At 59.8% G+C, this 22,221-nt stretch carries 20 protein-coding genes; 9 read left to right on the forward strand and 11 right to left on the reverse strand.

The features are described 5' to 3' along the window. The first annotated feature begins 3 nt into the window (after window positions 1-3). Window positions 4-981: a 2-hydroxyacid dehydrogenase gene (locus QR290_RS16075; RefSeq protein ID WP_115079954.1), complete on the forward strand. Its 978-nt coding sequence runs from the start codon at window positions 4-6 to the stop codon at window positions 979-981. 156 nt (window positions 982-1,137) lie between these two features. Here QR290_RS16075 and QR290_RS16080 read toward each other — a convergent pair whose 3' ends face one another. From QR290_RS16080 to QR290_RS16095, 4 genes are all read right to left on the reverse strand, one after another. Beyond that, entirely contained in the window at window positions 1,138-2,325 is a 1,188-nt protein-coding gene (locus tag QR290_RS16080; RefSeq protein WP_289203069.1) for a pyridoxal phosphate-dependent aminotransferase, read from the reverse strand. A gap of 41 nt (window positions 2,326-2,366) precedes the next feature. Beyond that, complete coding sequence (locus tag QR290_RS16085) at window positions 2,367-3,992, reverse strand: methyl-accepting chemotaxis protein (protein WP_289203070.1); 1,626 nt, start codon at window positions 3,990-3,992, stop codon at window positions 2,367-2,369. Between the two features lie 223 nt (window positions 3,993-4,215). Beyond that, window positions 4,216-5,355 (reverse strand): glycerate kinase, encoded by a 1,140-nt coding sequence (locus QR290_RS16090; RefSeq protein ID WP_289203071.1) that lies wholly within the window; start codon window positions 5,353-5,355, stop codon window positions 4,216-4,218. A 91-nt stretch (window positions 5,356-5,446) separates the two neighbouring features. Continuing rightward, window positions 5,447-6,571, reverse strand: coding sequence for a sugar diacid recognition domain-containing protein (locus tag QR290_RS16095; RefSeq protein WP_115078059.1), 1,125 nt, complete (start codon window positions 6,569-6,571; stop codon window positions 5,447-5,449). A 171-nt stretch (window positions 6,572-6,742) separates the two neighbouring features. On the opposite strand from QR290_RS16095, the gene QR290_RS16100 reads away from it, so the two are divergent. Beyond that, window positions 6,743-8,053, forward strand: a complete 1,311-nt coding sequence (locus QR290_RS16100) for an MFS transporter (protein ID WP_134827056.1) — start codon at window positions 6,743-6,745, stop codon at window positions 8,051-8,053. Between the two features lie 279 nt (window positions 8,054-8,332). Here QR290_RS16100 and QR290_RS16105 read toward each other — a convergent pair whose 3' ends face one another. Continuing rightward, entirely contained in the window at window positions 8,333-8,689 is a 357-nt protein-coding gene (locus QR290_RS16105) for a DUF6124 family protein (RefSeq protein ID WP_289205304.1), read from the reverse strand. A 569-nt stretch (window positions 8,690-9,258) separates the two neighbouring features. After that, the gene (locus QR290_RS16110) at window positions 9,259-9,621 is read right to left on the reverse strand and encodes a hypothetical protein (RefSeq protein ID WP_289203072.1); all 363 of its coding nucleotides are present in this window, start codon (window positions 9,619-9,621) and stop codon (window positions 9,259-9,261) included. A gap of 97 nt (window positions 9,622-9,718) precedes the next feature. Between QR290_RS16110 and QR290_RS16115 the strand changes: the two genes are divergently transcribed. From QR290_RS16115 to rarD, 3 genes are all read left to right on the forward strand, one after another. After that, a complete protein-coding gene (locus tag QR290_RS16115) occupies window positions 9,719-10,618 on the forward strand; it encodes a LysR family transcriptional regulator (RefSeq protein WP_115078063.1) in 900 nt (299 codons plus the stop codon). Between the two features lie 69 nt (window positions 10,619-10,687). Then, the gene (locus QR290_RS16120; protein WP_289203073.1) at window positions 10,688-11,701 is read left to right on the forward strand and encodes an aldo/keto reductase; all 1,014 of its coding nucleotides are present in this window, start codon (window positions 10,688-10,690) and stop codon (window positions 11,699-11,701) included. A gap of 285 nt (window positions 11,702-11,986) precedes the next feature. Then, entirely contained in the window at window positions 11,987-12,868 is an 882-nt protein-coding gene (gene rarD / locus QR290_RS16125) for an EamA family transporter RarD (protein ID WP_289203074.1), read from the forward strand. A gap of 63 nt (window positions 12,869-12,931) precedes the next feature. Here the strand turns inward: rarD and hppD are convergent, their stop codons facing one another. Together hppD and QR290_RS16135 are read right to left on the reverse strand one after the other, a co-directional pair. Further along, window positions 12,932-14,008 (reverse strand): 4-hydroxyphenylpyruvate dioxygenase, encoded by a 1,077-nt coding sequence (gene hppD / locus QR290_RS16130; protein WP_085710021.1) that lies wholly within the window; start codon window positions 14,006-14,008, stop codon window positions 12,932-12,934. Window positions 14,009-14,254: 246 nt separating this feature from the next. Further along, the gene (locus tag QR290_RS16135; protein ID WP_289203075.1) at window positions 14,255-15,202 is read right to left on the reverse strand and encodes a DMT family transporter; all 948 of its coding nucleotides are present in this window, start codon (window positions 15,200-15,202) and stop codon (window positions 14,255-14,257) included. 77 nt (window positions 15,203-15,279) lie between these two features. On the opposite strand from QR290_RS16135, the gene QR290_RS16140 reads away from it, so the two are divergent. The 3 genes from QR290_RS16140 (at window position 15,280) to QR290_RS16150 (ending at window position 18,394) form a co-directional block, all read left to right on the forward strand. Then, entirely contained in the window at window positions 15,280-16,152 is an 873-nt protein-coding gene (locus QR290_RS16140) for a LysR family transcriptional regulator (protein ID WP_115078068.1), read from the forward strand. Between the two features lie 106 nt (window positions 16,153-16,258). Further along, the gene (locus QR290_RS16145; protein WP_115078069.1) at window positions 16,259-17,794 is read left to right on the forward strand and encodes an EAL domain-containing protein; all 1,536 of its coding nucleotides are present in this window, start codon (window positions 16,259-16,261) and stop codon (window positions 17,792-17,794) included. A 234-nt stretch (window positions 17,795-18,028) separates the two neighbouring features. Beyond that, entirely contained in the window at window positions 18,029-18,394 is a 366-nt protein-coding gene (locus QR290_RS16150; RefSeq protein WP_064381416.1) for a histone-like nucleoid-structuring protein, MvaT/MvaU family, read from the forward strand. Between the two features lie 207 nt (window positions 18,395-18,601). On the opposite strand, the gene QR290_RS16155 is transcribed toward QR290_RS16150, so the two are convergent. Continuing rightward, a complete protein-coding gene (locus QR290_RS16155) occupies window positions 18,602-19,120 on the reverse strand; it encodes a DUF4946 domain-containing protein (RefSeq protein ID WP_289203076.1) in 519 nt (172 codons plus the stop codon). A 142-nt stretch (window positions 19,121-19,262) separates the two neighbouring features. On the opposite strand from QR290_RS16155, the gene gloA reads away from it, so the two are divergent. After that, window positions 19,263-19,784: a lactoylglutathione lyase gene (gene gloA, locus QR290_RS16160; protein ID WP_115078070.1), complete on the forward strand. Its 522-nt coding sequence runs from the start codon at window positions 19,263-19,265 to the stop codon at window positions 19,782-19,784. An 80-nt stretch (window positions 19,785-19,864) separates the two neighbouring features. On the opposite strand, the gene ahpF is transcribed toward gloA, so the two are convergent. Together ahpF and ahpC are read right to left on the reverse strand one after the other, a co-directional pair. Further along, window positions 19,865-21,427, reverse strand: coding sequence for an alkyl hydroperoxide reductase subunit F (ahpF, locus tag QR290_RS16165; protein ID WP_289203077.1), 1,563 nt, complete (start codon window positions 21,425-21,427; stop codon window positions 19,865-19,867). Window positions 21,428-21,557: 130 nt separating this feature from the next. Continuing rightward, the gene (gene ahpC / locus QR290_RS16170; RefSeq protein ID WP_003224621.1) at window positions 21,558-22,121 is read right to left on the reverse strand and encodes an alkyl hydroperoxide reductase subunit C; all 564 of its coding nucleotides are present in this window, start codon (window positions 22,119-22,121) and stop codon (window positions 21,558-21,560) included. Window positions 22,122-22,221: the final 100 nt, after the last annotated feature.

The following is a 22,221-nucleotide window of genomic DNA, read 5'->3' on the forward strand; positions in this document are numbered from 1 at the left end:
GCGATGAAAAAGCAGGTTGTGTTGTACAAGAAACTTTCGCCTTCTCTGATGGCGCGCCTCGAGGAACACGTCGATGTCACACTGATCGACAGCCTCGACGCCACTGGCCTGATGAAACTGCGCGACGCCCTGCCCGCCGCCCACGGTCTGCTTGGCGCCAGCCTGAAACTGGACGCGGCGCTGCTTGATCTGGCGCCGCAGCTCGAGGCTATTTCCAGCGTTTCGGTGGGCGTCGACAACTACGACATCGACTACCTGACCCGGCGCAAAATCCTGCTGACCAACACCCCGGATGTGCTCACCGAAACCACCGCCGACACCGGTTTCGCGCTGATCCTGGCCACCGCCCGGCGCGTGGTGGAACTGGCGAACATGGTGCGCGGCGGCCACTGGCACCGCAGCATCGGCCCGGCGCATTTCGGCACCGATGTGCACGGCAAGACTTTGGGCATCATCGGCATGGGGCGGATCGGCGAGGCGCTGGCGCAGCGCGGGCATTTCGGGTTCGGGATGCCGGTGATCTATCACAGCCAGTCGCGCAAACCGGCGGTCGAGGCGCGTTTCGATGCGCAATACCGCAGCCTGGAGGATTTGTTGCAGCAGGCGGACTTCATCTGTCTGACGTTGCCGTTGACTGCGCAGACTGAAGGTTTGATCGGCGCAGAACAGTTCGCGTTGATGCGGCCCGAAAGCATCTTCATCAACATTTCACGGGGCAAGGTCGTAGACGAAGCCGCGATGATCGACACCTTGCGGCATAACCGGATTCGCGCTGCGGGGCTGGATGTGTTCGAACGCGAGCCGCTGAATCACGACTCGCCGTTGTTGCAATTGAACAACGTGGTGGCGACACCGCACATGGGTTCGGCAACCCATGAAACGCGCGAGGCCATGGCGCGGTGTGCAGTGGAGAATCTGTTGGCGGCGTTGGCGGGAGAAAGGCCGATGAATCTGGTGAATTCATCAGCTTGGCAAGGCTGAAATCTTCAGCGCCTGTCAGGCCGTCTTCGCGGGCAAGTCGAATCGTCGCACCGCCGCTCCCACAGTGACCGTGTCGTCCACAAATTCTGTGTACGCCAGAAAACCTGTGGGAGCGGGCTTGCCCGCGAAGAGGCCATCAAGGGCTACACAAAATCTTCAGGCACTGCGCACCTGGAGAAGCTGCGCAGCACAAAGGGCAATCCGCGAACACGCATCAGCCAGCTTCACCCGGTCCACCACCAGCCCGATGCGAATATGCCCCGCCGCACTCGGCCCGAACGCTTCACCGGCCAGCACCGAAACCCCATACCCCTCCAGCAGCCGCTCGGCAAAATCCTGCGCGCCAAGCCCGGTCTGGCGCACATCGACCATCACGAACATCCCGCCATCCGGTTTGATCGGGTACAACCCCGGACAACCGCGCAACCGCTCGCACACCAGATCCCGGCGCAACCGGTATTCCTCGCGCATCTGCGTCACTTCCGGCAGATCTTTCTCCAGCGCGATCTGCGCGGCTTTCTGCACAAAATCCGGCAGACCGAACAACATGCTTAGCGACAGATTCACCAGATGTTCAGCCAACGGTTTGGGCCCGATCATCCAGCCGATCCGCCACCCGGTCATCGCATGGGATTTCGACAGGCTATTGATAGTCGCCGTGCGCTCGGCCATGCCCGGCAGACTCGCCGGGCTGACGTGCTCGCCTTCGTATAACAATTCGCTGTAGACCTCATCGCTGATCAGCCACAGGTCATGACGGATGCACAGCGCCGCCAGTTCCTGCCAGATCAACAGCGACAGACTGGCACCGGAAGGATTGTTGGGGCTGTTGAGCAGCATGGCCCGAGTCTTCGGGGTGATCCGCGCTGCAACATCCACCGGGTCGACACGAAAACCGTTTTCCGGGCGAACCGGCACCGGCACCACAGTTGCGCCGCAAGCACCGAACACGCCTTCATAAGTCACGTACATCGGCTCGGCGACGATCACTTCATCGCCCGGTTCCAGCAGACATTGCGCCACCGAATAAACGGCGCATTGCGCGCCGGGCATCACGATCACATGTTCGGCATCCACATCCTGGCCGCTGTTGCGCCGATGACGCTCGGCGATCCGTTTGCGCAGCTCCAGCCGGCCGCGCACTTCGGAATAATGGGTATCGCCGGCCAGCAGGCTGTCGATGGCACCGTGGATGATCGGCAGCGGCGTATCGAAATCCGGATCACCCACGGACAGCAGCAACACATCAATCCCTTCGGCGCGTAACTCCAGCGCTCGGTCGTGAATCCGCCAGGCCGCTGCTCCCTCCCCGGCGATTCGTTGGGTCAAGGCTGAATAGCGCATTTACGTCTCCTGATTGCGCGGTCTCCAGCCTTCACCCTAGGTCAAATCACAAACCGCGCCACCATCGCATTCAAATCCACCGCCAGACGCGACAGTTCGTGGGTCGCGGCGCTGGTCTGGTTGGCGCCGGCGGCCGATTGGGTAGCCAGATCGCGGATATTCACCAGGTTGCGGTCGACCTCGCGGGACACCTGCGCCTGCTCTTCCGAGGCGCTGGCGATCACCAGGTTGCGCTCGTTGATTTGATGAATCGATTGAGTGATCTGCTCCAGCGCGATGCCGGCGGCGCGTGCCATTTCCAGGGTGGACTGGGTGCGCTGGTTGCTTTGCTGCATCGACTCGACCGCTTCGCCGGTGCCGTTCTGAATACCGGCGACCATTTTTTCGATTTCCTGGGTCGATTGCGCGGTGCGATGGGCCAGTGCGCGAACCTCGTCCGCGACCACGGCGAAACCGCGTCCTGCCTCACCGGCACGGGCTGCTTCGATGGCAGCGTTGAGCGCAAGCAGGTTGGTCTGTTCGGCGATGGCGCGGATCACGTCCAGCACCTTGCCGATGTCGCGGCCCTGAGCCGCCAGGCCTTCGATCATCTGTGCGGTGTTCTGCACGTCGTGGGTCATGGTCTGGATCGCGTCGACGGTTTTCACCACTTGATCGCGACCTTCACGGGCGGCGTGAGTCGACTGGTTCGAGGCTTCGGAGGTTGACACCGCGTTGCGCGCCACCTCTTCCACCGCAGCGGTCATTTCGTTGACGGCGGTGGCGGCCTGTTCGATTTCGTCGTTCTGTTGTTGCAGGCCACGGGACGCTTCTTCGGTCACGGCGCTGAGTTCTTCGGCGGCGGCGCCCAGTTGCGTGGCGGAGCCGGCGATCTGTTCGATGGTCTTGCGCAGGTTGGTCTGCATCGCGGCCAGCGCTTCAAGCAGACGCGCCGGTTCGTCCTTGCCGTCAATTTCGATGGCTTTGGTCAGGTTGCCGCTGGCGATGGTTTGCGCCGCAGCGACGGCGCGGTTCAGCGGGGTGACGATGCTGCGGGTCAGCAGCCAGGCCAGCAGCACCGTGGCCAATGCCGCGATGAGCGCAACAACGACAATGCCGGTAATCGCGCTGTCGTAGTGGTCGCCGGCCTGGGCCGAAGCAGTCTTCGCATCGGCGGCGTTGATCGCAATCAGCTTGTTGAGCTGCTCGCCCATCTGATCGGTGCCGTCCTTGATTCTGGTGTTGATCAGGGTGCGCATCTCATCGACCTTGTCCTGACGCGACAAGTCCATCATCTGGTTCTGGGCTTGCAGGTAGTTGTCGAGGGTCGTCGCGAACGTCTGATACAGCGCACGCTCTTCCGAACCGGCCGGCAGTGCCGCGTAACTGGCCTGGGCAGCACGTACCTTGTCCACCAGCACGCCGATGCGGGTCTGGGCTTCCTGCAAACCGGCGGCGTCGCGGTTGACCAGAATGCGGAACGAGAGGATACGCAGGCGCAGGACGTTTTCCGTGACCACGGCAAGTTGGGTGACGCTCGGCAACTGCGTCGATTCCATCTCCAGCGATGCCTGACGGATGATCGACATGCGGTTGACGGCAAACACGCCGAGCACGATCACAAGCAGGGCAATAAAGGCAAAACCGAGGAAGGCACGGGGCGCGATATTCAGATTACGCAAGGACATAGGAGGACTCTCGGATGATTGAAACTACGAGCGTCCATGCCGTGATCACTGGCCCACGGGGCGGGCTTCAGTCCGGCGTCACTGTTTTGGAAAGTCTTGTGCGCGCCTGATCTCTGTATCGGCCAGGCTTGAGGAATTTCGCGGGTAAAGAGTAAATATTTTTCAAAGTGTTGCGGGTGTTTCAGCGATGAAACACCCTTTGTTTCAGATGATGAGTGACAGATCAGGCCGGGGAAGCCATGCGCCAGACGCGGGCGATGTCTGTGGCACGCTCACGCAACAGGCGCGGTGCTTCGGCGCAGGCCTGTTCGAGAGTCATCGGGCCGCTGGTGACGGCGAATGCGGCGTCGATGCCGTGATCGTAAAGTTCTTGATAACCCTCGCCCAAGGTGCCGGCGATGACGATCACGGGTACAGCGTGTTGTTTGGCGATCCGCGCCACGCCGAACGGGGTTTTGCCGCGCAGGGTCTGGGCATCGAAGCGTCCTTCGCCAGTGATGACCAGATCTGCGCCCTTCACGGCATCAGCCAGTCCGACCAGTTCCGCGACGACTTCGACACCGGCCTGGAAGCGTGCGCCGAGAAACGCCTTGGCGGCAAAACCCAGCCCGCCTGCCGCGCCGCTGCCCGGTTCGTCCCGAACATCGTTGCCCAGCGCTTGGGCGCAAAGTTCGGCGAAGTGACCGAGGGCCTGATCCAGTTGCTGCACCTGCGCGGGTGATGCGCCCTTCTGCGGGCCGAAAATTGCCGAGGCGCCGTGGGGGCCACACAGCGGATTATTGACGTCGGCGGCGATGTCGAAGCGGACTTGCGCCAGACGCGGGTCGAGTTCGCTGAGATCCAGTTTTGCAAGTTGTGCCAGCGCCAGACCGCCCGGCACCAGCGATTGCCCTTGAGCATCCAGCAGTTTCACGCCCAGCGCCTGCATCGCGCCGGCGCCGCCGTCGTTGGTGGCGCTGCCGCCGATGGCCAGAATCACCCGTTGTGTGCCGGCATCCAGCGCCGCGCGGATCAGTTCACCGGTGCCGAACGTGCTGCTGATGCACGCGTCACGCTGCCCCGGCGGCACCAATTGCAATCCGCTGGCCTCGGCCATTTCGATGATTGCGGTGTGGTTGTGCGGCAGCCAGCCCCACGCTGCTTCAACTGCTGCACCCAACGGGCCACGCACGCGGGTGCGGCGCAGTTCGCCTTCGCAGGCGGCGAGAATCGACTCCACCGTGCCTTCGCCACCGTCGGCCATCGGGCATTTGACCAGCGTCGCCTGCGGCCAGACCTGCGCCAGACCCAGCGCAATGGCTTCTGCAACGCCTTGGGCACTCAGGCTGTCCTTGAACGAATCGGGGGCGATGACGATTTTCATGCGAATTCTCCAGTTCCAATGCCCCTCATGCTGCCAGTCGCCTTGCGCGTTGACGCCTGTCCGCTGCACAAGTCGTGCAGGCGTTTATTGTTCATTTTGACAAATCGTCGGTCTGCGGTAGCAATTGCACTCCGAGATACAACGCCAACATGCCATCGAGCTTCAGCGGATCGACCCCGCTCAACTCGGCAATTCGCTCCATCCGATAGCGCAGGCTGTTGCGGTGAATCCCCAAGGCATCGGCGCAGGCCTGGCTCTGCCCGTCGTGGTCGCACCAACTGCGCAGGGTCGCGAGCAACTGGCCGTTGCTGTCCTTGGCGATGACCTTGCGCAACGGTTTGAGCAATTCATCCAGCGCATCATCGTTGCGATGGCGCCAGAGCATCACCGGCAGGCGATAGCGATTGAGGGTCAGCAGCCGTGAGCGCGGGAGCACTTCGCGGCCATAGGCGAGCAGATCGCCGACCCGCCGATAACAGCGGCGCAATCCGGCCAGACCATCGGCCTGCCCGCCGACCGCAATGCGCAGGATGTTCCAGCCCAGACCATCGAGTTTTTCCAGCAGGCGATCATGCTCGACGTTTTGACTCGCCGGCCGACACCACAGCAGCGACGATTTGGCCGAACTCACGCACCAACTGTCCGGATAGCGCGTCATCAGCCAGGCACTCAATGCCTCGACGGTTTGTCCCGGCCCATGCTCCAGTCCTAATTCAAATAGGTACGGCACCCGCGTCAGTTGCGGTTTGAGCCCGAGTTGCTGGGCCTCGTCGACCAACCTTGGCGAATCCCCCGCTTCGCTCAACAGCAGCGCGAGCAAGTCATCGCAACGTTGTCGACGCCATTGCTGTTCGGATTGCTGGTTGCGCTGGCCGACCAGCATTTCGGCGGTCATGCGCACCAGTTCGGCGTAAGTGCGCAGTTGCTCCGGCTCGCCGGTGATGCCGAGTACGCCGATCAAACGCTGATCGAGCAGCAATGGCAGATTGATCCCCGGTTGCACGCCTTTCAAATGCACCGCGGTCTGCGCGTCGATCTCCACCACCCGCCCGTTGGCCAGCACCAGTTGCGCGCCTTCGTGGCGGGTGTTGATCCGCTCCGGTTCGCCGCTGCCGAGGATCAGGCCCTGGCTGTCCATGACGTTGACGTTGTACGGCAAAATGGCCATGGCCCGGTCGACGATGTCCTGGGCGAGGTCGTGATCGAGTTCGAACATAAAGGCTGGAATCCTTGAAAACAGGCGCGGACGGTTGTTCACCCGCACAGGGTCTGGCAGCAAACCCTGTGCTCAGGCACAAAGACAATCCGGCCAAAGGTGGCCGAGACTCTCAGGGCGATCAACGTTACCCTTTGCATCGCAAAAAATCATAATAAAGAGAGAGCCGCCATGTCGCAGAGCGCCGCTGCCGCCCAGACCATCGCTGACGATAAAAATGCCGTCTACAAACGCATCACCCTGCGTTTGATCCCCTTCATCTTCATCTGCTACCTGTTCAACTACCTCGACCGGGTCAACGTTGGATTTGCCAAACTGCAGATGCTCGACGCGCTGAAATTCAGCGAAACCGTGTACGGCCTCGGTGCCGGTATCTTCTTCATCGGCTACGTGCTGTGCGGCGTACCGAGCAACCTGGCGCTGACCAAATTCGGCCCACGGCGCTGGATCGCGCTGATGATGATCACCTGGGGCACGCTGTCGACCTGCCTGCTGTTCGTCACCACGCCGACCCAGTTCTACACTCTGCGCCTGTTCACCGGTGCGGCTGAAGCCGGGTTCTTCCCGGGCGTTGTGCTGTATCTCTCGCAGTGGTTCCCGACCTTCCGCCGTGGGCGGATCATGGCGCTGTTCATGTCGGCGATCCCGGTGTCCGGCCTGCTCGGCAGCCCGTTCTCCGGCTGGATCCTCAATCACTTCGCTGCAGGCCAGGGCGGTCTGGCCGGCTGGCAGTGGATGTTCCTGCTGCAAGGCATTCCGACTGTAATCCTCGGCGCACTCGCCTACTTCCTGCTTAGCGACAACTTCGCCGCTGCCAAATGGCTGACCCCGCACGAGCGTTCGGTGCTGGAAGCGGATCAGGCCGAAGACCTGGCGAACAAACCGAAAACCACGTCCGATTCGCTGATCGCCGTATTCAAGAACCCGGCGATCTGGGCCTTCGGTTTGATCTACTTCTGCATTCAGAGCGGCGTGTACGCGATCAACTTCTGGCTGCCGTCGATCATCAAGAACCTCGGCTTCAGCGACAACCTGGTGATTGGCTGGTTGAGTGCAATTCCGTATCTGCTGGCGGCGGTGTTCATGCTGGTGGTCGGGCGTTCGGCGGATTTGCGCAAAGAGCGTCGCTGGCATCTGGTGGTGCCGATGTTGATGGGCGCGATCGGCCTGTTGATCGCGGTGAACTTCGCGGCGAATCCGGCGATTGCGATTCTCGGCCTGACCATTGCGACCATGGGTGCGCTGACCGGTCTGCCGATGTTCTGGCCGGTGCCGACTGCCATGTTGAGCGCGGGTGCTGCGGCGGGTGGTCTGGCGTTGATCAACTCCATGGGGCAGATGGCCGGGTTCTTGAGCCCTTATCTGGTGGGTTGGGTCAAGGACAGCACCGGGTCGACCGATGCGGCGTTGTATCTGCTGGCGGGTGTGATTGTTGGCGGGAGTTTGCTGGCGTTGCGGATGACGCGGACGTTGCGGGCTTAAGCCTTAGTCGAAATACAGAAACGGCCCATTACGGGCCGTTTTCTATTCTGGGTGTATGACTTCTGTTTTGCAGTGTCGCTGCAAACGTCACCCCCTCACCCCAGCCCTCCCGAAACGTCGGACCGCCCCCAGGGGGGGCGAGGGGGAAAGGGAGCCGATCTATGTACATTTCAGTGTCTGCGTTCGACTCGATGTTTAACGTCGGCGTACCCCGTGAGATCACCTCGGTCGGTCCCCTCTCCCTCCGGGAGAGGGTTAGGGTGAGGGCGCTTGTGATTTTCAGCTCTCTACTTCCAGATTATCCAGCACCCTATTTACCGCCAGTTCAGCCAGCATGATCAGTTGCCCAATGCCCAGCAGGACGTGCCGCTGCGGCGCATCGATCATCCCGGCGAAATCGCTGGCCATGGTTTTGGCGCAGGTCAGGGTTTCAGACGCATCGGCCAACAGTTCTTCGCTCGGGATGCCGGGGGCGATGAGGTAACGAGTGTTGGGTTTGAGCAGCGGCTTTCGGGGGAGCAACGGATTGAGGTAGTGATCGAGGGCGCGTTCGGCGGCTTCGTGGAATTTCTTGGAATCGAGGGTTTCGTAGGGGGACGTTGAATCGGCTTCGGGTGGGTTGGGTGTTGGTTTGATCGCGTTTGAATCTCCAAATCAGAAAAATGGAGCCATCAAACTTCGCTACCAAACGAAGAGGTGGTGGCCGTACACGGGTTGGTAGACCGGTGACTTGGAGAACCGGCGCGCTCGAAAGCGCCCCACGCATGGCCACCATAAAAGCACGGACGGAAAAGCGTCCGAATACGGTGAATTGCGCAACAAGTCAGATCCGGGCTACCAAACCCGATCGCTGTTTTTCAGCGACGGGACAACGATAAAACCCGGCCCTTGAGCGCACAAGCCGGCGGATTCTGGCGCAGTCGTAGGCAACGGCGCAAGGTTGTGTAGCCTGAGGTGCGTGTCTGGAAGTGTCCTTTAAACGCATGGCTTAAACACTGCGGTGTGACCAAGAGCGTCACCCCCTCACCCCAGCCCTCTCCCCCAGGGGGGCGAGGGGGAAAGGGAGCCGATTTGTATGTTTTTCAAAACCTGAGTTCGACTCGATATCTCAGGTCGATGTACCTCGTGAGATCACCTCGGTCGGCTCCCTCTCCCTCCGGGCGGTCCGACGTTTCGGGAGGGTTGGGGTGAGGGCGCTCTTGATTTTAAGTGCCCGATTTCGCATCCAGCTCCAGCACCAATCCCCCCGGCATCTGAACAAAAATCTGCCAGATCCCGTCCTCCGGTACCTGCGCCAGTTGATACGGCAACCCACTACCCTGCACCCGCTTCAAAACCACCGCCGCGTCTTCATCGGTACGAAACGCAATATGACTCAACGCCGCCTCATCCAGCGCGGGCTGCTCAATCACATGCACAAGCGCCTCCCCATCCTGATACAACCAGCGCCCCGGAAACGGAAACGGCGGCCGACGCCCCGGCGTCAGTCCCAGTAACGCACCAAAAGCGTCGTGCAGCGCCTGACCGTCAGCGGTATTGAAAGCCAGATGATCAAATGTCCACGTCATGTCTTCCTCCTGCGGATATTCAGGATTTCAGTATCCGCGCTTGCCAATCCCGGAAAAATCCCGCAAAACGCCAAGGATCTTCAACGGATTTTTACTAATGAGCTCAATCCTCGATCTGGAAATCTTCGTCCGTACCGCCGACTCCGGCAGCATTTCCGCCGCCGCACGGGCGCTGGAGCTGACACCGGCCGCCGCCAGCATCGCGCTGAAACGCCTGGAAACCCGCCTCGGCATCCGCCTCTTCGCCCGCTCGACCCGCAGCATGCGTCTGACCGAAGAAGGCCGGCGATATCTGGAAAGTGTGCGTCTGGCGTTGGCCACCCTGGCCGAGGGCGAACAAGCGCTGAAGCAGCAGACCGAAGGACTCAGCGGCGTGCTGCAACTGGCAGCGCCATCGGACTTCGGGCGCAATGTGTTGCTGCCGTGGCTGGACGATTTCAAGCGCGAGCACCCGCACATTCAACTGCAATTGCTGCTCAACGACCGGCATGCGGATCTGTTTCGCGAGACAGTGGACGTGGCGCTGCGCTTTGGCGTGCCGAGTGATTCGACGCTGGTGGCGTTGCCGATTCTGCCTGAGCATCGTCGCGTGGCCTGCGCCAGCCCTGCATATCTGGAGCGTCACGGCACACCGCTAAACCCCGCCGAACTGAGCGAACACAGCGCCCTGCTCTACCTGCGCAACGGCCGGCCTTACAACACCTGGCGCTTCCACCGCGAGGACGAAACGGTCGAGGTCGAAGTACGCGGCGATTACCTCAGCGATGACGGCGAGGTCGCCCGCCGTTGGGCGCTCGCCGGGCACGGTATCGCCTACAAGGCCTGGCTCGACGTGGCCGAAGACGTCCGCGCCGGGCGGCTGGTGACGCTGTTCGATGACTGGCACGGCGAGAGCGTGCCGTTCAATCTGTTGTGCCCGCATCGGGTGCAGGTGTCGGAACGGGTCAAAGTGTTGCAGGCGTTTTTGCGCGAGCGTTGCGAGGCATTGCGTCGATAAATTCACTTTGCCGCGCCGGGCGCTTCTGGTATTTGATGGAAGCTTTCCCACCGACAAAAGGATTTCGGCATGAGCTATCGCACACTGGGTCACTCGGGGTTGCAGGTGTCCACCCTCACCCTCGGCACGATGATGTTCGGCGAGCAGACCAGCGCAGAAGACTCGCTGCGTATCATCGACAAGGCCTGGGATCAGGGCATCAACTTCATCGACACCGCCGACGTCTACACCAATGGCCGCTCGGAAGAGATCGTTGGCGAAGCCATCGCCCGTCATCGTCATGAATGGGTGCTGGCGACCAAGGTCGGTTTCGGCCCGGTGGACGGCGTGCCGAACCGCAGCGGTTTGAGCCGCAAGCACATCTTCAATGGTCTGGAGGCCAGCCTGACCCGGCTCGGCACTGACTACCTCGACATCTATTACCTGCACCGCGAAGACCACAACACCCCGCTGGAAGTGACGATCTCGGCGATTGGCGATCTGATTCGCCAAGGCAAGATCCGCTATTGGGGCCTGTCGAACTATCGCGGCTGGCGGATTGCCGAGGTGATTCGCGTGGCGGACAAACTGGGGGTCGATCGGCCGGTCATCAGCCAGCCGCTGTACAACATCGTCAACCGTCAGGCCGAGACCGAACAGATCACCGCCGCCCAGACTTACGGCCTCGGCGTGGTGCCTTACAGCCCGCTGGCCCGTGGCGTGCTCAGCGGCAAGTACGCGCCGGACGTGACCCCGGACGCCAACAGCCGCGCCGGACGCCAGGACAAGCGGATTCTGGAGACGGAATGGCGGGTGGAGTCGTTGCGCATTGCCCAGCAGATTCAGCAATACACCCAGGAGCGTGGGGTCGGGATTGTCGAGTTTGCGATTGCCTGGGTGTTGAACAACGGCGCGGTGACGTCGGCGATTGTCGGGCCGCGCACCGAAGAACAATGGGACGCGTACACCAAGGCGCAGGCTGTGAAGATTACGGCGGAGGATGAGGCGTTTATCGATTCGCTGGTGACGCCGGGGCATGCTTCTACGCCGGGGTTTAATGATGTGAGCCATTTTGTGTCTGGGCGCAAACCGCGTTCGGCTTGAGACTGCTGCCCTCACCCTAGCCCTCTCCCGGGGGGAGAGGGAACCGATCCGGAGATATTCGGCCTATGCTTTTCTCTGAACGTATTGTGTTGAATCCATAATCGACAAGCCGTTTCAGGTCGACGGATTTCCTGAGACACCTCGGTAGGCTCCCTCTCCCTCCGGGAGAGGGCTGGGGTGAGGGAGCTTTTGATTGTTGGAAATATTGAGCACTCGACCAATATTCAGCACAAAAACCACGTATCCTGCGCCCCCCCGTTTCACCATCACCCCCGCGAGGACAGTTTGTCTAAAGGCATTGCTCTATCGGTAACAGCATCGACGCTGTTTGCCGTCATGTATTACTACACCTCGTTGCTCACCCCGTTGAGCGGCGTGGAAATCTTCGGTTGGCGGATGCTGCTGACTGTGCCCTGCATGACCGTATTCATGTTGCTGTCCGGCGAATGGCGGCGAGTGCTGGAGCTGCTGCACCGGGTTCCTGCGCTGCCGAAGTTGATCGGTGGCCTGATCGTTTCGTCCGCGTTGCTAGGCGTGCAGTTGTGGCTGTTCATGTGGGCGCCGCTCAATGGTTACAGCCTCGATGTATCGCTGGGCTACTTCCTCTTGCCGCTGGCCATGGTGCTGACCGGGCGCATCGCTTATGGCGAAAGCCTGTCGTACCTGCAAAAAGTCGCGGTGTTTTTTGCCAGCCTCGGTGTGTTGAACGAGTTGTATCAGGTCGGCGGGTTTTCCTGGGCGACGCTGGTGGTGGTCGTCGGTTACCCGTTGTATTTCGTGCTGCGCAAATACCTCAAGACCGACAACCTCGGCGGTTTGTGGGTCGACATGACTTTGATGTTGCCGGTGGCGTACTGGTTTGTGCGCGGCGGTGAACAGGGTTTCGGGGTGTTCGATCAATACCCGGGGTTGATGTGGCTGATTCCGCTGCTCGGTCTGATCAGTGCCTCGGCGCTGGTGGTGTACATCATCGCCAGCCGCTTGCTGCCGTTCAGCCTGTTTGGTTTGTTGAGTTACGTTGAGCCGGTGTTGTTGCTGGGTGTGGCGCTGCTGCTGGGCGAAAGCATCAAGCCTAGCGAATGGCTGACCTACATCCCGATCTGGCTCGCGGTCGTTGTACTGGTGTTTGAAGGGTTCAAGCATCTGATGCGCCAGCGGCGCCCGTAAGACGCGCAATAAAAGGCCCGGCCTGCACAATTGCAGGCCGGGCTTTTTTATATCTGATGCGGATTACTCGGTGGCGAGTACGCCACGACGCACCTGATCACGCTCGATCGATTCGAACAGTGCCTTGAAGTTACCTTCGCCGAAACCATCGTCGCCCTTGCGCTGGATGAATTCGAAGAACACCGGGCCCATCAGGGTTTCCGAGAAGATCTGCAGCAGCAGACGCTTGTCGTCTTTGTCCGAGGCACCGTCGAGCAGGATGCCGCGCGATTGCAATTGATCGACCGGCTCGCCGTGGTTCGGCAGGCGGCCTTCGAGCATTTCGTAGTAGGTGTCCGGCGGCGCGGTCATGAAGCGCATGCCGATCTTCTTCAGCTGATCCCAGGTTTTGACCAAGTCGTCGGTGAGGAACGCCACGTGCTGGATGCCCTCGCCGTTGAACTGCATCAGGAACTCTTCGATCTGCCCGGCGCCCTTCGACGATTCCTCGTTGAGCGGGATGCGGATCATGCCGTCCGGCGCGGTCATCGCTTTCGAGGTCAGGCCGGTGTATTCGCCCTTGATGTCGAAGTAGCGGATCTCGCGGAAGTTGAACAGCTTCTCGTAGAAGTTCGCCCAGTAGGCCATGCGACCGCGATACACGTTGTGGGTCAGGTGATCGATGATCTTCAGGCCGGCACCGACCGGGTTGCGGTCAACGCCTTCGAGGAACACGAAGTCGATGTCATAGATCGAGCTGCCTTCGCCGAAACGGTCGATCAGGTACAGCGGCGCGCCGCCGATGCCTTTGATCGCTGGCAGGTTCAGTTCCATCGGACCGGTTTCGATGTGGATCGGCTGGGCGCCGAGTTCCAGTGCGCGGTTGTAGGCCTTCTGCGAATCCTTGACCCGGAACGCCATGCCGCAAACGGACGGGCCGTGTTCGGCGGCGAAGTACGAAGCAACGCTGTGGGGTTCGTTGTTGAGGATCAGGTTGATCGCGCCCTGACGATACAGGTGCACGTTCTTGGAACGGTGGGTCGCGACCTTGGTGAAGCCCATGATCTCGAAGATCGGCTCCAGGGTGCCAGGCGTCGGCGATGCGAACTCGATGAACTCGAAGCCCATCAGGCCCATTGGGTTTTCGTATAAATCTGCCATGGTTGGCGCCTCATCATTCTTATCAATTAACCAGAGTTATTTGTCAGTAATGCTGAGACCGGTGGGTGGCGCACAGGAGATGCCACGCACACTGCGGGCGAGGAAGTCACCGTAGATCAGTTGAAACCCGAATATCTTCATTGTCGACCCAAGGCTCTTGCGGGCGAGGCTTCTGCTGCCAGAAGACGATTATTATTGTATGCGTAACCCGATTCTACACAGCGTAAATAGGGTTGTCTGCCCTCTCTATAAAATCCGCTTTTTTCGGCCCGGTGCAAGGGGTTTGTTGCACAGCCAGATGCCCGCCAGAATCAGCACGCCGCCCAGGCACATGGCCGGCGTCAGCTGTTCGCCCAGCAGGATTGCACCGGCCAGCACGGCGGTCAGCGGGTTGAGCGCAATGAACACGCCGGAGCGCGTTGCGCCGATTTTACGGATGCCATCGTAGTAACCGATGTAGGCCAGCGCCGAGCCGAGTACGCCCAGATAGGCCAGGCTCAGCCATTGGCGCGGGCCAAGCGCGGCCAGCGCTGCAACGTCGACTTCACCACGGCTCAGGGCCAACACCCACAACAGCAAGGTGCCCAGCAGAATCGAAAAGGTCACGGTCTGCACCGGTCCGATGCTCTGGTTGAGGCTGCGGGAGAACAGCGAATAGACGCCCCAGCTCAAAACGCAGCCGAGGATCAGCAGGTCGCCAATCCATGCGTCGGGCGTTTCGCTCAGCAGTTGGGGGTTACGACTGACGATCACCACACCCGCCCCGCTGATGCAGACCGCAATTCCGATCACCTTCAACCGGCTCAGCCGCTCCTTGAACAGCAGCCATGACGCCAGACCAATGACCGCCGGATTCAGCGCCACGATCAGCGATGCCCGGGAAGCGTTGATGTATTGCAACCCGTAAAAGAAGCACAGGTTGTAGAAGAAAATCCCGAAGAACCCCAACAGCATCAGTTGCAGCCATTGCCGGGGCGTGGGCCTCGCCAACCGGATTCGAGCGAGCCTTAAACACACGACCAACGCCACGCTGGCCAGCAGAAACCGCAGGCTGGCGGCAAACACCGGGCTCAGGCTACCGGCCAGAAAACGCCCGGCCACCCACGTTCCGCCCCAGATCATGGTGACCAGCGCCAGGTTCAAATAGACGGGCATGTCCGAGGCGGCCGGACGACCAGGTTCATGACAACGCATAACGCTCCCAACGATGAGACTGACGGATGACGTATCATTCGATTGATTCCTCATCATCGTAAAATGAGTCTTTACTCATGACCCTGACCCAACTCGAAATCTTCTCGCTGGTGGCCGAACTGCGCGGTTTCACCCTCGCCGCCCATCGTCTGGGAATTTCTCAGTCGGCGGTGTCCCACGCCTTGAAGTCGCTGGAACAGGAACTGGGCGTCGAACTGCTGCGCCGGCACCAATCGCAAGTGGAACTGAGCGACATCGGCGAACAACTGCTGTTGCGCGCGCGCGCGATGCTCGGGCTGGCCAACACCTTGCGCCAGGAGGCGGCGGATGCGCGCGGCATGAAACGCGGCACGCTGCGCATCGGCTCGTTCGGCCCGACGTCCTCGATCAAATTGTTGCCGAGGATTCTTCAGCAATATCGCGAGGCGCATCCGGGGATCGAAGTGCACATCGATGAAGGACCGGATCGGCAAGTCATCCAGTGGCTGGAGGAGCGGCGGATCGATATCGGATTTGTGGTGCTGCCCGAGGAGCGCTTCGACACGTTTGCCCTGATCGAAGATCAGATGGTCGCCCTGCTCCCGCTCGGTCACCCATTGGCGGCGCGTGAATCAGTAAGCCTCAAAGACCTGTGCAACGACCCGTTCGTGCTGACCGAGGCCGGTTCGTCGGAGCTGGTTTCGCGCCTGTTCAATACCGCCCGGTTGAGCCCGAATATCCGCTATCGCTGCTCGCAACTGCTCAGCACTCTCGACACTGTCGGGCGAGGCGATGCCATGACTGTGGTGGCCGAAGGTTCGTTGCCTTTCGATCCCGACCCACGCTACGTGAAGCGACCGCTGTCCCCCGCAGTCACCCGGCAAGTCGGCCTGGCGGTGCTGGATCAGCGCCAGGCATCACCCGCCACGCTGGCATTCATTCAACTGGCAACACGGCTGGATTACCGTTGAGCGGCGCAGCTGTCATTGGCCATCTATCATGGGCTCAGACCTTGGGCTTTGCGCGCACGCTTTGCCTGCCATCAAGAGCCCCACTCCATCGCGACAGGATGCGCCCATGCCATTGACCGTCAGGCCCCGCCGCAAGCGCAGCACGCGGATTATCGTGACATTGCTGTGTGGCCTGCTGCCGATCGTACTCGGCAGCGTGATTCTTTATATGCAGGCCGGGCGCGCCCTTCAGCAAAGTTCGCAACACACCGCCGATGAAGCCCTGCGTCAGTTCGAACTGATGCTCGACAATACCGCCCTGGCCGCCCGGGAGTTGCTGCCGCTGGCGGGCCAGACCTGCGAGACCGTCAAACTGGCCTTGCGCGAGCAAGTCACCCGCCGCCCGTTCGTGCGCTCGACCAATCTGGTGTGGGACGACAATCTCTATTGCAGTTCGCTGTTTGGCGACTTCAAGGAAGCCGTGAATCCGGGTGACTATACCCAAGGCAAATTGTGGCTCATGAACGGCAACCCGGTCACGCCCGATACCGCGCTGCTGGTGTATCGCCTGAGCGAAGGGCGCGGTGGCGCACTGACCACGCTGGACGGCTATCACCTGAGCAACATCCTGCGTCTGATAGGCCGGCACACATTGTTGTTGCTGCAAGTCGGCAACAACTGGCTCTCCGCCGACGGCAAAGTGCATCAAGGCGCGCTGCCCGCGTTGCCGGTGGCGCAAAGTACCTTGCACTCGTCGCACTATGCGTTTTCGGTCACTGCCGCGTTTCCGGAAGGCGAAACCTGGCGCTACATGAAAGATGAATACCCGCCGCTGTTCAGCCTGCTGATGTTCTTCGGTGCAGTATCGGCAGCGATCGGCTACATCTTGCAGAAGCGCTCCACATCGCCCAGCCATGAAATGCTGAGAGCTCTGGAGGCGGGAGAGTTTATTCCGTACTTTCAGCCGGTAGTGCACGGCGACAGTAAACAGTGGTCGGGCACGGAAGTGCTGATGCGCTGGAACCATCCCAAGGAGGGGCTGGTGCGTCCCGACCTGTTCATCCCGTTTGCAGAGCACTCCGGGCTGATCGTGCCGATGACCCGCGCCTTGATGCAGCAGACCGCTGTCCTACTGGGGCCGCTGTCGCCGACCTTTACCGCGCCGTTTCACATTGGCATCAACATCACTGCCAGCCACTGCCACGATCTGGAGCTGGTTGAGGATTGCCGTGAATTTTTGTCAGCTTTCCAGCCGGGCAGCATCAGCCTGGTCCTGGAGCTGACCGAACGCGAGCTGATCGAGCCGTCCGACATTACCCATCAACTGTTCGAGCAACTGCGTGCGATGGGTGTGAAGATCGCGATTGATGACTTTGGCACCGGTCATTCAAGCCTTGGCTACTTGAGAACTTTCAATGTCGACTTCCTCAAGATCGACCAGACATTTGTAGCCATGATCGATAAAGATGCCCTCTCCCGGCACATTCTGGACAGCATCATCGAGCTTTCCACCAAACTGGATCTGGGCATCGTGGCCGAAGGCGTAGAGACGCAAGCTCAGTGCGATTACCTGGCCGACCACCATGTCAACTTTCTACAGGGCTACCTGTTCGGCAAACCGATGCCGGCTGCAGACTTCATCGAAGCATTAACTCATCATTAACTTCTCTGGATAAATCCTGACTCGCCGACAGCTCGCACCAAATTGATACAAAACAGCGTTGTTGTTACATGAAGAAAAAGTCAGGATTTACTCTTGCCGCATTAACTACTACAATTTTTCTTACCTGTTGCAAGATAGGCAGGTGAGCCATTATCACCGAGTCGCTTCAAGGCTCTTGGCTTATAGCTTTGTTTGCGGTTGGTATCAGCCAAACACACTATTGGAGTAAAGATATTGTCCAGACTCGCTGAATTTCGTGCAGCTGAAAAGGCCCTTCAGGAACAGCTCAAGCAGCTGGAATCGCTGAAGAACGATGCCGGGCTCAAGAAAGAAATCGAATTCGAAGAAAAGCTCCAGGGGCTGATGAAAACCTACGGCAAAGGCCTGAAAGACATCATCGCCATTCTCGATCCGAACCCGGCGAAATCCGGTCTGCAACTGACCGCCGCACCTAAAACCCGCCGCGCTCGCGTGGTCAAGGTCTATCAGAACCCGCACACCGGCGAGCTGATCGAGACCAAGGGCGGCAACCACCGCGGCCTGAAGGCCTGGAAGGAACAGTACGGTGCAGCCACCGTTGATTCCTGGTTGCGCGGTTAATCCCTCGCAAACATGAAAGCCCTGCATATGCAGGGCTTTTTTTTGGACAATATTTAACAAATGCAGCGTTTTTTCTGGCGGGCAAGTTGAGTCTCAAACCGCTCTCGCGCTGAAACTATGCTTCCGAATGTTGCCTCATTGCCCGGCGATTAACTTTATGTTTAATCAGTTCCGGTATCTAACAGCAGACTGATCACGAACAGACGATTAGAATTTCAAGCTGTTTCGCGCAGCCACTATGTCATCGCCGCTGGCCTTATAAACCTCTGCCTGCCCGGCATACGAAAGTACGTAAGCCTTATCCGCCTCGACCGCTGCAACCAATGTTTGCGACAACACATGTCGGCCGTTTTCAGTCACCGTACAAGTGGTCTCAAGCGCTGTCAGCGAGCCCAGCGTACTCGCGTGAACCTTGTTGCAGACACTCTGATAACCGCTCTGGAAAAAGTCTTTCTGCACCGACTTGCGCATTTCCAGCAACACGCCCTGCAAGTTGACCTGATGACCACTTTCCACGCGGGTCATCGTCAACTCCATCACCATCACCTGATTGCCATCGGCATCAGTCTTCACCGCGCGCTGACGGGAGACTTCCGGGGAGGTTTCGGGCAGCGCTTCGACTTCCCAGCCGGCGGGCCAGGTGATGCTCGGCGCCTCGGCAAAGGCCGGCAGAACAAGCAGGGGAAAACCCAGGAAAACGAACAGCGATTTGAACGGTCGGATCATTACCAGAGGCACTCGCGGATTGAGCCGTAAAGTCTGAGGCCCGCCCGCTCGCAGGGCAAGCCCGCGCTTTCGGTTTGGCGATGCTGCCAGGCATGCGTATCATTGCGCCCATTCACTCGCCCCAATTTGTTACGGAGGGCCCATGAGCCTGCAAGAACTGAACACCTTCCCTGGCGTCACCGCCACCCCGGACAGCGCAACCCGCAACTTCGTGTTCAACCACACCATGCTGCGCGTCAAAGACATCACCAAGTCGCTGGATTTCTATACCCGCGTACTGGGTTTCTCGCTGGTAGAGAAGCGTGATTTCCCGGAAGCGGAATTCAGCCTGTACTTCCTCGCCCTGGTCGACAAATCGCAGATCCCGGCCGACGACGCTGCCCGCACTGAGTGGATGAAGTCGATTCCCGGCATTCTGGAACTGACCCACAACCACGGCACCGAAAACGACGCGGACTTCGCCTACCATAACGGCAACAGCGACCCACGCGGTTTCGGCCACATCTGCATTTCGGTACCGGATATTGTCGCTGCCTGCGCACGTTTTGAAGAGCTGGGCTGCGATTTCCAGAAGCGCCTGACCGATGGCCGCATGAAGAGCCTGGCGTTCATCAAGGATCCGGATGGCTACTGGGTCGAGATCATCCAGCCGGCACCGCTGTAAAGCTGAACCTGGGTAGAAAGCACCCCACAAAGAAAAACCCCATCATCGCTGATGGGGTTTTTCTTTTTCAGGCCCGGGATTTATGCCGGAGCCGAAGTGCGGATCAGGTGATCGAAAGCGCTGAGGGAAGCCTTGGCGCCCTCGCCCACCGCGATCACGATCTGTTTGTACGGCACGGTGGTCACGTCACCGGCGGCGAAGATGCCGGGGATCGAGGTTTCACCACGGTTGTCGACGATGATCTCGCCACGCGGCGACAGCTCGATGGTGCCTTTGAGCCAATCAGTGTTGGGCAGCAGACCGATCTGCACGAAGATCCCTTCCAGCTCGACCGTGCGCAGCTCGTCAGTGTTGCGGTCTTTATAGCGCAGGCCGTTGACCTTCTGACCGTCGCCGGTGACTTCGGTGGTCAGCGCACTGGTGATCACCGTGACGTTCGGCAGGCTGTGCAGCTTGCGTTGCAATACGGCGTCGGCGCGCAACTGAACGTCGAACTCCAGCAAAGTAACGTGGGACACGATACCGGCCAGGTCGATGGCCGCTTCGACGCCGGAGTTACCGCCGCCAATCACTGCCACACGCTTGCCTTTGAACAGCGGACCGTCACAGTGCGGGCAGTACGCCACGCCCTTGTTGCGGTATTCCTGCTCACCCGGCACGTTCATTTCACGCCACCGCGCACCGGTCGCGAGAATCACGCTCTTGGCCTTGAGGATCGCGCCGCTGGCGAAATGGACTTCATGCAGCTCGCCATTCTTGCCCGGGATCAGCTTGTCGGCGCGTTGCAAGTTCATGATGTCGACGTCGTACTGCTTGACGTGTTCTTCCAGCGCGGTCGCCAGTTTCGGGCCTTCGGTTTCCTGCACGGAAATGAAGTTCTCGATGGCCATGGTGTCCAGCACCTGACCGCCAAAGCGCTCGGCTGCAACACCGGTGCGAATGCCTTTGCGTGCGGCGTAGATCGCCGCCGAAGCACCGGCCGGGCCACCGCCGACCACCAGCACATCAAAAGCTTGCTTGGCGCTGATTTTCTCGGCCTGACGCTCGATGGCGCCGGTGTCGAGTTTGGCGAGGATCTCTTCCAGGCCCATGCGGCCCTGGCCGAAGTTTTCGCCGTTGAGGTAAATGCTTGGCACAGCCATGATCTTGCGATCGTTGACTTCATCCTGGAACAGCGCGCCGTCGATGGCGACGTGGCGGATGTTCGGGTTCAGTACGGCCATCAGGTTCAGCGCCTGAACGACGTCCGGGCAGTTCTGGCAGGACAGCGAGAAGTACGTCTCGAAGTTGAACTCGCCCTTGAGCGAGCGGATCTGTTCGATCACTTCGACACTGGCCTTCGAAGGATGGCCGCCGACTTGCAGCAGGGCCAGCACCAGTGAAGTGAATTCATGCCCCATCGGGATGCCGGCGAAACGCAGGCTGATGTCGGCGCCGGGGCGGTTGATCGAGAACGACGGCTTGCGTGCATCGTCGCCGCTGTCGATCAAGGTAATCTGGTGCGAAAGACTGGCAACGTCTTTCAGCAGGTCGAGCATTTCACGGGATTTCGCACCGTCGTCGAGTGAAGCAACGATCTCGATCGGCTGGGTGACCCGTTCCAGGTACGATTTCAACTGGGCTTTAAGATTGGCGTCCAACATACGGGCGATCTCCTGACTTTATTTGAGGCGAAAAAAAGCCCGAGCGAATCTCGCCCGGGCTTTTTTATTGGGCGATGCAGCTTACTTGAGTAGGTGCGGAGTCCCGCCCTGCATTGCGTGTGTCACAGACTTAGATCTTGCCGACCAGGTCCAGGGACGGAGCCAGAGTGGCCTCGCCTTCTTTCCACTTGGCTGGGCAAACTTCGCCTGGGTGAGCCGCAACGTACTGAGCAGCCTTGATTTTGCGCAGCAGCTCGGAAGCGTCACGGCCAACGCCGCCATCGTTCAGTTCAACGATTTTGATCTGGCCTTCTGGGTTGATCACGAAGGTGCCACGGTCAGCCAGGCCAGCTTCTTCGATCAGCACGTCGAAGTTGCGGGAGATGACGTGGGTCGGGTCGCCGATCATGGTGTATTCGATTTTGCCGATGGCTGGCGAAGTGTTGTGCCAGGCAGCGTGGGCAAAGTGGGTATCGGTCGAAACGCTGTAGATTTCTACGCCCAGCTTCTGAAAGGCGGCGTAGTTGTCAGCCAAGTCTTCGAGCTCGGTTGGGCAAACGAAAGTGAAGTCGGCCGGGTAGAAGAACACTACGGACCATTTGCCTTTCAGGTCAGCGTCCGAGACTTGTACGAAGTCGCCGTTTTTGAACGCGGTAGCTTTGAACGGTTTTACTTGGCTGTTGATGATAGGCATTGATGACTCTCCGTCAGGGTTGTGAATTCGATGGGTGAATCCTACCCAGTCACTCGACGGATGGCTCATTGGCAAACCTGATGCTGCTGATTTGTTTTCG

Origin of the sequence: Pseudomonas fluorescens (genome assembly GCF_030344995.1) — a bacterium.
Taxonomy (GTDB): domain Bacteria; phylum Pseudomonadota; class Gammaproteobacteria; order Pseudomonadales; family Pseudomonadaceae; genus Aquipseudomonas; species Aquipseudomonas fluorescens_BF.

Excerpts from the sequence above, each read along its gene's own strand:
- QR290_RS16075 (WP_115079954.1), top strand. The coding sequence starts at position 4 with ATGAAAAAGCAGGTTGTGTTGTACAAGAAACTTTCGCCTTCTCTGATG.
- QR290_RS16080 (WP_289203069.1), bottom strand. The coding sequence starts at position 2,325 with ATGCGCTATTCAGCCTTGACCCAACGAATCGCCGGGGAGGGAGCAGCG.
- QR290_RS16085 (WP_289203070.1), bottom strand. The coding sequence starts at position 3,992 with ATGTCCTTGCGTAATCTGAATATCGCGCCCCGTGCCTTCCTCGGTTTT.
- QR290_RS16090 (WP_289203071.1), bottom strand. The coding sequence starts at position 5,355 with ATGAAAATCGTCATCGCCCCCGATTCGTTCAAGGACAGCCTGAGTGCC.
- QR290_RS16095 (WP_115078059.1), bottom strand. The coding sequence starts at position 6,571 with ATGTTCGAACTCGATCACGACCTCGCCCAGGACATCGTCGACCGGGCC.
- QR290_RS16100 (WP_134827056.1), top strand. The coding sequence starts at position 6,743 with ATGTCGCAGAGCGCCGCTGCCGCCCAGACCATCGCTGACGATAAAAAT.
- QR290_RS16110 (WP_289203072.1), bottom strand. The coding sequence starts at position 9,621 with ATGACGTGGACATTTGATCATCTGGCTTTCAATACCGCTGACGGTCAG.
- QR290_RS16115 (WP_115078063.1), top strand. The coding sequence starts at position 9,719 with ATGAGCTCAATCCTCGATCTGGAAATCTTCGTCCGTACCGCCGACTCC.
- QR290_RS16120 (WP_289203073.1), top strand. The coding sequence starts at position 10,688 with ATGAGCTATCGCACACTGGGTCACTCGGGGTTGCAGGTGTCCACCCTC.
- hppD (WP_085710021.1), bottom strand. The coding sequence starts at position 14,008 with ATGGCAGATTTATACGAAAACCCAATGGGCCTGATGGGCTTCGAGTTC.
- QR290_RS16135 (WP_289203075.1), bottom strand. The coding sequence starts at position 15,202 with ATGCGTTGTCATGAACCTGGTCGTCCGGCCGCCTCGGACATGCCCGTC.
- QR290_RS16140 (WP_115078068.1), top strand. The coding sequence starts at position 15,280 with ATGACCCTGACCCAACTCGAAATCTTCTCGCTGGTGGCCGAACTGCGC.
- QR290_RS16145 (WP_115078069.1), top strand. The coding sequence starts at position 16,259 with ATGCCATTGACCGTCAGGCCCCGCCGCAAGCGCAGCACGCGGATTATC.
- QR290_RS16155 (WP_289203076.1), bottom strand. The coding sequence starts at position 19,120 with ATGATCCGACCGTTCAAATCGCTGTTCGTTTTCCTGGGTTTTCCCCTG.
- gloA (WP_115078070.1), top strand. The coding sequence starts at position 19,263 with ATGAGCCTGCAAGAACTGAACACCTTCCCTGGCGTCACCGCCACCCCG.
- ahpF (WP_289203077.1), bottom strand. The coding sequence starts at position 21,427 with ATGTTGGACGCCAATCTTAAAGCCCAGTTGAAATCGTACCTGGAACGG.
- ahpC (WP_003224621.1), bottom strand. The coding sequence starts at position 22,121 with ATGCCTATCATCAACAGCCAAGTAAAACCGTTCAAAGCTACCGCGTTC.